Here is a 9,463-nt window from a genome sequence, read left to right as displayed (position 1 = left end):
GAACGGCGATACGCCGTTTGAGGTCTTGTAGGCTTCATTCTCAACCTGTGGTGTAAACAACGCAACGTTTTCCTACACCTGATAAAACTCTCAGGCCGTCTGAAAACACAGCTGTGCGGTTTGAGTTGTCTGCTTGATATATCAGTTTCATAAAAAGCAAGATATTAAGCAAATTACGTTAAAATAATGCCTTCTGAGTTAATGACATCATTTGCTCAAAAGGCATTATTTTTTATAACACGACACGAAATGTAGGAAAACTTATGCACTCATCCATACAAAGCCGGTTTGCCCCAATTTTATACGTCTTGATTTTCTTTGCCGGATTTTTGGCAGCACAAGTTTGGTTTAATCAGCAAGCCTATTTGACCAACCTTCCCCTTTTGGTCACTGCCATTTCTGCCGTTGCATTGGTTTGGTTGATTTGGGCTGTCGTCTCTGCGCGATCCAAAGCAAAAAGCAAGATATTGCATCGTGAGCAGCTGATTCAAAAAGAGAGCATTCATCCTGTTTTGCATGCGACGTTGCAGCGTTCTGACGGTCAAACGGATTTATTGGTTTTGATTGTCCGCAATAGCGGTAAGGGCTTGGCGAAGAATGTGCGTTTTGAGGTAGAGTCTTTGCCGGATAACTTGCCGAGCAAGCTGGTCGCCGATGCGGTTATGCGCTTGGAGATGTTTTCCGGCGGTGTGGATATTCTGGCATCGGGCGAATTGTATGGCGGCGTGTTTGCAAGCATGTTGGCGCTGGCTGCCGAATTGCCGGACCAGACATTTGGCGGCGTGTTGAAACTGAAGGCCACTTATGAAAATGCCTTTGGCGATCAATGCACTTCTGAAAGTGTTTTGGATTTGAGCATACTGAATTTCAATTTGTCAGAAATTAAATCCAGTGGCGAGCAAAAGCCCCGCAAGAAATTGTTGTATTGATATTTAAAATATGCAGGCCGTCTGAAACAGAAATACTTGTTTTCAGACGGTCTATTGTTATTTTTCAAATGATTTTTGAAGAAAAAGAGGCGTATCGGGTATAATAATCAAAGAATTCGAAACGGATTGTCAGGATCGGCAAGCCGTCTCATCATTGTCGTATTTCAAAACCTTACTGATATTTTTTCAATAATCTGTTGCTATGTATCGGAACTTTTTCTGATGTTGGCACTGGCGAAATATTCCTTCAGCCATTTACTCTCAGGAAGCTGCTTATGTTAGTGTGTAATCCTTATGAAGTTGTGATCCATGGTACGACCAGCAAAGGCAAGATTTTCCGACCAAGCGACTGGGCGGAGCGCCTGTGCGGTATTTTGTCTTCCTTCACTAAAGACAACCGCCTTTCCTATTCGAATTGGGTGCGTCCGATTTTGGTGGATAATGTCCGTTGTGTGGCGGTCGATAAAAAGTTGGAAGAAGACAATCCGCAAATGTTCCGTTTCTTGATGGACTTTGCGGCGGATAATGATTTGCGCGTGATTGACTGCAAAGCCTTGCTTAAAGAACAAGAGAGCAAACAGCAGGGCGAAGTGCCGGTCGAGCGCGTTTTGTTGGCGCAGGCGATTGAAGAAAAACATGCCGCCGAGCGTGCGGAAGCGGCCAATGTGCAGCCTGAGCCACAAGCTGCCGCACCTGTGGTCGGCGTATTGCGTGAAATTCAGCCGGAAGAAACTGCAACTGCTTTTGCGGCCTTGAGTGTTCTGCGTTCATCGTTGACCGATATTCACCGTTTTGTCGAACAAATCAACGAGCATCAGCGCAAAACCGGCTACCGTCTGCTGGGTATTTTTGAAGAAGGCAAACAAAATGCCGTAGCCGTATGCGGTTTCCATACTGCACATAACTTGGCCAGCGGTTACCATATCCATATTGATGATCTCGTAACCATGCCGCAATGCCGCCAAAAAGGCTATGCTTCTCGCTTGTTGGAAGAAGTACGTAAAATCGGTGCGGAAACCGGCGCGACCAAAATCCATCTGAATGTCCATGTGAACCATGACCGTGCCAATGCCCATCGTCTCTACTTCAAAAACGGATTTGAAATCTGCGCTTACCATTTCCGTTGCGACCCGAAATAATTTTTGTAGAAAGAGGGAATTCAATGTTGAAGATTTTGACTGCGGCTGTTTTGACACTGAGTTTGGCGGCCTGCGCATCAGGCAGCGGAGGCAGATCGCAAATGTATGGTGAGATTAAGGCCGGCGTAGAAACCAGCCATCAACGTTGAGACATACAATGACAAGGCCGTCTGAAATAGGTTTTCCTGTTTCAGACGGCCTTTTTGCAGCTTGATTAGAGGGTCGTGGAGGTGTCGTCAGCGGCAACAGTCCGATGCAGGCGATACCAATTGTACAGGCGCAAGATGCACAAGAAAGCGATGATGGGCATACAGGCTGCGGTAACCAGATAACGCGGGTTGCTGAAGTTTAAAACATTGTGCCCGGAAAGCAGCGACAAAGCGGCATGCAACCATTCCCATAAAGACGAAATGCTGAATGCCAAAACAGCCAACAGGCCGAGGGTTCGGAAAATACCGATGGGCAGGATTTGTTGGCGTAATACAGCGCGGTTGAGTTGGAACAAAACAATCAAACCGAAGCCGATGATGCAGACCATGCCGCCGTTGGCGACGATTTGCAGGCTGTTGAAGGCAATGTCGGGTGTGACGGAAATGGTACCAGATTGGTTGGAGGCGGTTTGTTGCAAATTTAAGCCTTGCATGACATTGAGTACGAAACCGTAGATTAGGTCGGCCAAAACGATGCCGATGGGTAGCGGAGTCAAAAAACGTTTCATGGATCAGTTGAGTATTCTATTAGTATGAGGGAGGCCGTCTGAAAATCAAAAATGACGACGTGAGAGTGTATTGTATCCGATAGAAAAGTAGGTTAATGCAAAAATAAATTTAGTTTAAGTCAGAAAATCATGTAATTTTACGCCAACATTATTGCATTGAGAGTACAATCTTTTTCATTATCAAACGTGGAATCAACAGGAAAGGACGTTTACATGAGCGAATTGCAACGTGATTTAACCCGTATCAGTCACAATACCAAAATTGTCGCCACATTGGGTCCGGGCAGCAACAATGTGCAATTGTTGGAAGACATGATCCGTGTCGGCGGTCTTAATGTCGTCCGTTTCAATTTCAGTCACGGTACTCCGGAGTTCCATGAAGAAAATGCCCGCATCGTGCGCGAAGCTGCGAAACGCGCAGGTCAGGAAGTGGCTATTCTTGCCGACTTGCAAGGCCCGAAAATCCGTGTCGGCAAAATTGCCGGCGGCAGCATCGAGCTGAATAAAGATGAAACCTTAATTTTGGATGCCGCGCTTGAAGGCGAAGGCACACGCGAAGCGGTGGGTTTGGACTACCGTGATTTGCCGAATGACGTCGTTGCCGGTGATGTTTTGTGGCTGGATGACGGCCTGTTGACCTTGACTGTTGAGGCGGTTGAAGGAAGTAGGATTATTACAAGAGTTGAAAACAGCCATGTGCTGAAAAGTAATAAAGGTATCAATAAACGCGGTGGCGGCCTGTCTGCCGGTGCGTTGACCGAAAAAGACTTCCGTGACCTGAAAACGGCGATTGCCATCGGTTGCGACTACTTGGCCATCAGCTTTGTGAAATCTGCTGAAGATCTGCACATCGCACGCGCCAAAGTCGAGGAAGAAATGAAAGGCAGTACAGCCGTACGTCCCGGTTTGGTTTCCAAAATCGAGCGCGTAGAAGCCATTGAAAATCTAGACGAAATCATCCTCGCCAGCGACGGTATTATGGTTGCCCGCGGCGACTTGGCAGTGGAAGTCGGTCATGCCGCCGTTCCTGCCCTGCAAAAACGCATGATCCGCCGCGCCCGTGAGTTGCGCCGCTTCAGCATTACCGCGACCCAAATGATGGAATCCATGATTACGAATCCCGTACCGACCCGTGCCGAAGTGAGCGACGTGGCCAATGCGGTATTGGACGGTACCGATGCGGTAATGTGTTCCGCTGAAACTGCGGTGGGTGCGTATCCGTTTGAAACGGTCAGCCAAATGGCGGTTATTTGTGCGGCGGCCGAAAAAGAGCAGGACTCCCTCAATGGCGTTATCGAGCCAGTTGAATTCCAAGATCCTCTCAGCACCAACTTGGCGATTGCCCGCGGCGCGGTTACCGTAGCGCGCGCAGTTCACGCCAAAGCGATTGTCGCCCTGACCGAAAGCGGCTCAACCGCCTTCGAAATCAGCCGCCACAACATCACTTTGCCGATTTTCGCCCTGACCCCGAGCATTTCCGCACAACGCCGCATGGCGATGTATCGCGGCGTGCGTCCGATGATTTTGGCGACCAGTACCGACCACGATACTGCGCTGAACGAAGTGGAAGCTGTGTTGATCGAACACCAAATTCTGTGTTCTGGCGACCAATACATCATTACCAGCGGCTCGAAAATGCGTGAATCCGGTTCGACCAACACATTGGAAGTGCTGCAAGTCAAATAATCGAATCAATGTTTTACTAAGTGGAAAAGCAGGCTGCCTTCAGCCTGCTTTTTTGTATTTTGGATATTTGTTATGTAAAAAACCGGTATTATGTAGCAGTTGCACAAAGATTTAACCGATTAAAAACCTTAAAATCCCTATTGAAATTTTCCGTGTCTTATGACAACAAAGTATTGCTCATCGGCGGTGAAACAGAAGGCGGCAAAGCGTTAACATCTGTTCAAACAATGAGCTATGACGGCAAACAATTAAAAGTAGAATAATCTTCTTTTATTCCAAAGAAAAAGGCTTAACCCACTGAAGGTTAAGCCTTTTTTATTAGGTGTTAGTATGAAAAAAGATTGCCACGATGAATAAAAAAGTGCGGTTAAAAAAGAAGATGAATTTCAACCGCACTTAAATTTAATAAAACACCAAGATTTTCTAAGCAAATATGGTCTCTATTTTTATTAAAAATAAACCTTAGGCAGGCTTTTTAGTTTTTCTTTTAGGCTTAATTTTCACGCCGTTCTTTTTCGCCCATGCTTTTAATTTCTTCAAGAAAACCTCTCCCATTGGACGTGGATTACCTGAGAATAAAGTATTTAACCCGTTATTTTTGATAATTTGATGACGCAACGCTAAACGTTCTTCATGATTTTCAGCCAAACGAATAGCGCGCTCAATATATTCATCAATCGTATTTGCAATCAGCCAATCCGGCAAACCTAAACGACGGAATAAACCTTCATCAATGTGTTCGTGTACTTCCGCTCCGGTTTTACAGATACCTACCAATCCCATGGTGACCATATCAATAATGCCATTAGTATTGCCGAACGGAAGTGGATTTAACATCATGTCACAATCCTTAATGAGGCCAAGATATTCTTGGTAAGGCGTTTGCTGATGTGCCGTCGCATCATCTCCTAAATACGATTTAATAAAACGAGCTACATATGGATGCGTAATACCATATGATTGTCCCAGCATAAAATGAAAATGTATTTTCACCGCTGCTTTATCTCTGATAATCCTTAATATTTCCAAGAAATACGGATTTAATTTCATCGTAGTCGCTGCAATACCAATATTGATAACTGCCGGATTCTCACGTAACACATATTCCACATTGGTCGGTGCAAAGGCTGATGGAACATAAGGCAACGCATCTTTTGGAAGACGTAAAAGAGTCTCACTAAAACAATCTTCAGAGCCAACATAATCATCTTCAACCACAACATATTCAATGAAGTCAGAATATGTTGTTGCCGGATGACCTAACGCAATGGCTTGAATTGGCGCAACACGGGTATTGCTGAGGAAGATAGATAACAAATCCATACCAATAGACGGCATATATAAGATTGCAGCTTGATTTTTTTCACAAATATCACGAACAAGCCCCATTCTACTATATATATGATCGTCATGAGGAGATAAAACGAACTCATCAAAAACAGCTCGTCCCTGTTCATCGATTCGCTCACTCCCAATACCAATTAAATAAAAATGTTCACGCGCAGCAATCATGGATGTTGAGTGAGTTCGGTAAATAGAGTGTGCCATGTTGAAATGTTCCAAGATAACAACCATTACCGGTTTTCCATCTCGATAACCAATTTGAGAAACATCAAGATCTTTCCAGCCACATAAGAAATGATTTCGGCGAATCACTGTGTTTAAGGCTTTTTTTACATCATGTTTATTTGGTGCAACATCATAGCTGCAATGCATATACACATCATGACAAATACTATTAGGTACAGAATTTAAATCAGATAATGTGGCAAGCTTTTCAGGGAACCATTGTAAAATCGCAGCGCGCTTTGAAAACGCAGCAGGCGTACCAATAAAGCGCCCTGATTGCAATGCAAAGCAAAGTGAAGCACAAACATCAGGCGCAATATTCCACAGCATATCTAAATTAAGATTTAGGTTAGACTCCGGAAAATACATAATGCAAAACTTCACTAAGGAGTCGCGATTAGACTCAAGCTCAACTTCCAAAGAGCCAGGAACCGGATTTTTGTTATAAACCTGTAAGATATGATCAGCATTAATATAACTTGAGCTTGCAAAAATCATCGCCATCCAACGTTGGAATGAGAAAAAACGCTGCATACCGATATCTGAAATGGTAAGTTCTTGATCAGTAAATAGTTTTGTAATGACATTCGCCATTCTGTGGCAAAAATAGACGACAAGATCCATATCAAGCGTTTCCGCTTGATATTGTTCAGGATAAGAAAACTCAATCTGACCTAAAAGCCCAAAATTGTCATCTAGCTCAGTTAAAATAGCTAATAAAATGCTACAAGCTCGTTCATAGTCTTTTTGTTCTACCGCTTGTTCTAACAATTCAATATTCGGCGAAATCACCTCAGCTTGTTCAGCAGTGGCTTTTTTATTCATCCTAGCTCCTATAGCTAATTACGTGTTAAATGATTATGTATTAATACGTTTAAGTGTATCCCTACTTCATGAATAACCTTTTCAAACGATGACGTCAGACTATCAATCCGAATAGAGGTAATATTTGGATACCATAAATTGTTTCCACTTCCATATCCCCAACGCCAATCGCCAATAAAAGGCAAAAGTAACAATGTTTTCACTCCTAAAGCACCGGCCAAATGCGCAACTGATGTATCCACCGTCACAAGATAATCTAAATTAACTAAATAAGTAGCTGTTTCCCATAAGGTTTTTGCATTTTTGGCTAAATTTGGAATCTGATATTCAGCTAATAATTTTTTTTCTTCAAGATTGCATTCTTTCTGTAAGCAATACCAATTAGCCCCTTCTATATCAAATAAGAGTCTTAAAAGTTCAGGTTGGTGAATAGAACGAAAAGCATCATTTTCATGGGTGGGATTTCCTCGCCAAACAATCCCAATATTCAATTTATCAGGCATTTGTGAAATTTTCTTTTTTGCATTATCAATACTTTGCTGATCGATAAAAAGATAAGGATGACGCTTCACAATTTGATAAAAAGGAAGATCAATATATGCCATGATATCATGTGGAAAACTCCAATAATCAAAACTATCATCCAGCTCAAGATCGATCTTTTTACTATCAATCACGACATCAATATCCAGATGACTCTTCAATAATTTCACAACGGGAGTTTGTGCAATGAGTGTGATTTTTCTTACATTAAGTTGTTTTTTTAGTGCATAAGCTAATTGAGCAAACATCAACTCATCACCCAGACCGAATTCAGTCCAAATAACAAAATGTTTTCCCAATAAATTTTGCCCTTGCCATTTTTTTATTTGATGTACAGCTTTAGGGGGAGTTTTGGTTCTACGTGCATCAGACACCAAAGGTTGGCGCATTTTAAAACCTTTGCAATAATCTCCAGCCGTGATAACAGACAATGCCTTATATATTTCAATACCTTGATGATTAAAGCGTTGTTGAAAAGAAGCCCAACTTGCTTCAACCCCTTCAACTAATCCTAAGGTTTGATAAATATTGCAACGGTACATAATAGGCTCTATGGCAAAGGGAGATAATATTTCCATTTTATCAATCCATTGCAGTGCCATATCAAATGCTCTAGTTTCTAAAAAATAAGAAAGTTCTTGTTCATATACCTCATAGCTTTTATTCTGAACCACTTTCGAAAGTATTAAGATTGGGATCTCATCCGAAGAGGGAAAGATTTCTACAAACTCAGCCACTCTTTTCTTGAATTTATCAAATTGGAGATGACACTTTTTCGGCATTACAATAATACCGTTATTCTTCAAAACCCTCAGACAGCAAATAAAACTGCTGTAATTAAGACTGTAAGTTTCATCAACCAAAATAATATCGAAATGATTGGAAGGCAGCCCATGTAATTGATGAGGCTCTCCCATTTCCGGCGTCCAGTTTATTTTGTTTAAATTGGCTATGTAATTTTTATCAAAATTACTCAAAAAAGTAGGATCGCATAACAAAAGTGCGGTCATTTTTTCAGTAGTTTCAAAAGAAGTTTGTGTATTTTCCATAAGAAAAACCTGATAAAAATCGTGAGAGCTTACACTCTCACGATTTTATTTAGATTAGCGTTTACAATTAGCTATTGATTACCATTTGTAACCAACACCTGCCGCAACGCCTTTTTCGCCACTGCTGCTTGCTGCCATATTCAATTTGATAACAACTTTTCCGTTATCCGATGCGCGTGAGTAGCCCACAGCAACGGAAGCTGCACCACCTTGAGAACCTACAGCAGCACTAATCATTGAGTCACCGGCAGTATAAACTTGAGGCAATGCTGTTACTGCCATTGCATTAGCAGCGTAACCACGCATTTCCTTGTTCATCTTATCTACACGGTTGTTTAACTCATTGATCTTAGCCGGACTTCCTGCGACCTGATCTAATGCACGATTCAACTGACCTACAGTTGCGGCATCAGAATCTTTAACACCATCTCCCACATTGTGGATTTGGTTACCGCCCATATCAACGTTTGTACCGTTTTCAACTTTAACAGTATGACCAGCGCCACCTAAGGTTGCATTTTTCGCAGTCAAGTTGCCCGCAACTACAGTTCCTGCAGTCACTTTAGTTACGTTAATGTCATTAGTTAATGCTACAGTAATATTGCCACCAGTTTGACTGATCTTAATATTATCGCCTGCTTTAAATCTAACAACATTATTTGCTGCGTTGATGGTGGTTTCTGTTCCAGGTTCAGTCTGTAAAGTCCAACCTTTATCAACAGCTTGAAGCGCTTTTGACACTTTGCCATCAATGCCATTTGCTGTAGTCAATGCATTAGCTGCATCTGTTGCCGCTTTACCGGCTTTGGTATCTGCCGCTACTGCTTTAGCATCTGCTGCTTGAGCTGCTTCTGCTGCTTTACCTGCTTTGGTATCAGCTGCTACCGCTTTAGCATCTGCTGCTTGAGCCGCTTCTGCCGCTTTACCGGCTTTGGTATCTGCCGCTACTGCTTTAGCATCTGCCGCTACTGCTTTAGCATCTGCCGCTACTGCTTTAGCATCTGC

General features: G+C 42.7%; 9 protein-coding genes. 5 read left to right on the top strand and 4 right to left on the bottom strand.

What is annotated here, in order from left to right; genetic code table 11:
* The first annotated feature begins 263 nt into the window (after positions 1–263).
* The 3 genes from ACTHTA_RS10985 to ACTHTA_RS10975 all read left to right on the top strand — a co-directional run bounded on the left by ACTHTA_RS10985 (position 264) and on the right by ACTHTA_RS10975 (position 2,217).
* Positions 264–929, top strand: a complete 666-nt coding sequence (locus tag ACTHTA_RS10985; protein ID WP_308888459.1) for a hypothetical protein — start codon at positions 264–266, stop codon at positions 927–929.
* Between the two features lie 275 nt (positions 930–1,204).
* Positions 1,205–2,068, top strand: coding sequence for a GNAT family N-acetyltransferase (locus ACTHTA_RS10980; protein WP_070747706.1), 864 nt, complete (start codon positions 1,205–1,207; stop codon positions 2,066–2,068).
* 23 nt (positions 2,069–2,091) lie between these two features.
* Entirely contained in the window at positions 2,092–2,217 is a 126-nt protein-coding gene (locus tag ACTHTA_RS10975; protein ID WP_440364530.1) for a hypothetical protein, read from the top strand.
* Between the two features lie 65 nt (positions 2,218–2,282).
* Here ACTHTA_RS10975 and ACTHTA_RS10970 read toward each other — a convergent pair whose 3' ends face one another.
* The gene (locus ACTHTA_RS10970) at positions 2,283–2,786 is read right to left on the bottom strand and encodes a hypothetical protein (protein WP_049350905.1); all 504 of its coding nucleotides are present in this window, start codon (positions 2,784–2,786) and stop codon (positions 2,283–2,285) included.
* Between the two features lie 213 nt (positions 2,787–2,999).
* Between ACTHTA_RS10970 and pyk the strand changes: the two genes are divergently transcribed.
* On the top strand, positions 3,000–4,472 hold the full coding sequence (gene pyk, locus ACTHTA_RS10965; RefSeq protein ID WP_308888461.1) for a pyruvate kinase: 1,473 nt from the start codon (positions 3,000–3,002) through the stop codon (positions 4,470–4,472).
* Between the two features lie 20 nt (positions 4,473–4,492).
* Positions 4,493–4,735: a hypothetical protein gene (locus ACTHTA_RS10960; RefSeq protein WP_003684687.1), complete on the top strand. Its 243-nt coding sequence runs from the start codon at positions 4,493–4,495 to the stop codon at positions 4,733–4,735.
* Between the two features lie 199 nt (positions 4,736–4,934).
* On the opposite strand, the gene ACTHTA_RS10955 is transcribed toward ACTHTA_RS10960, so the two are convergent.
* From ACTHTA_RS10955 to ACTHTA_RS10945, 3 genes are all read right to left on the bottom strand, one after another.
* Positions 4,935–6,866, bottom strand: coding sequence for a UDP-glucose:protein N-beta-glucosyltransferase (locus tag ACTHTA_RS10955; RefSeq protein WP_003684688.1), 1,932 nt, complete (start codon positions 6,864–6,866; stop codon positions 4,935–4,937).
* Between the two features lie 14 nt (positions 6,867–6,880).
* Entirely contained in the window at positions 6,881–8,458 is a 1,578-nt protein-coding gene (locus ACTHTA_RS10950) for a hypothetical protein (protein ID WP_003684686.1), read from the bottom strand.
* Between the two features lie 78 nt (positions 8,459–8,536).
* On the bottom strand, positions 8,537–9,463 hold a 927-nt coding region (locus tag ACTHTA_RS10945; RefSeq protein WP_440376375.1), incomplete at its 5' end, for a YadA family autotransporter adhesin.

This window comes from Neisseria sp. P0013.S005 (assembly GCF_051958425.1).
Classification (GTDB): Bacteria; Pseudomonadota; Gammaproteobacteria; order Burkholderiales; family Neisseriaceae; genus Neisseria; species Neisseria subflava.
Note: the sequence above shows the minus strand (reverse complement) of the source record. Positions and strands in the feature narration are given on the sequence as shown.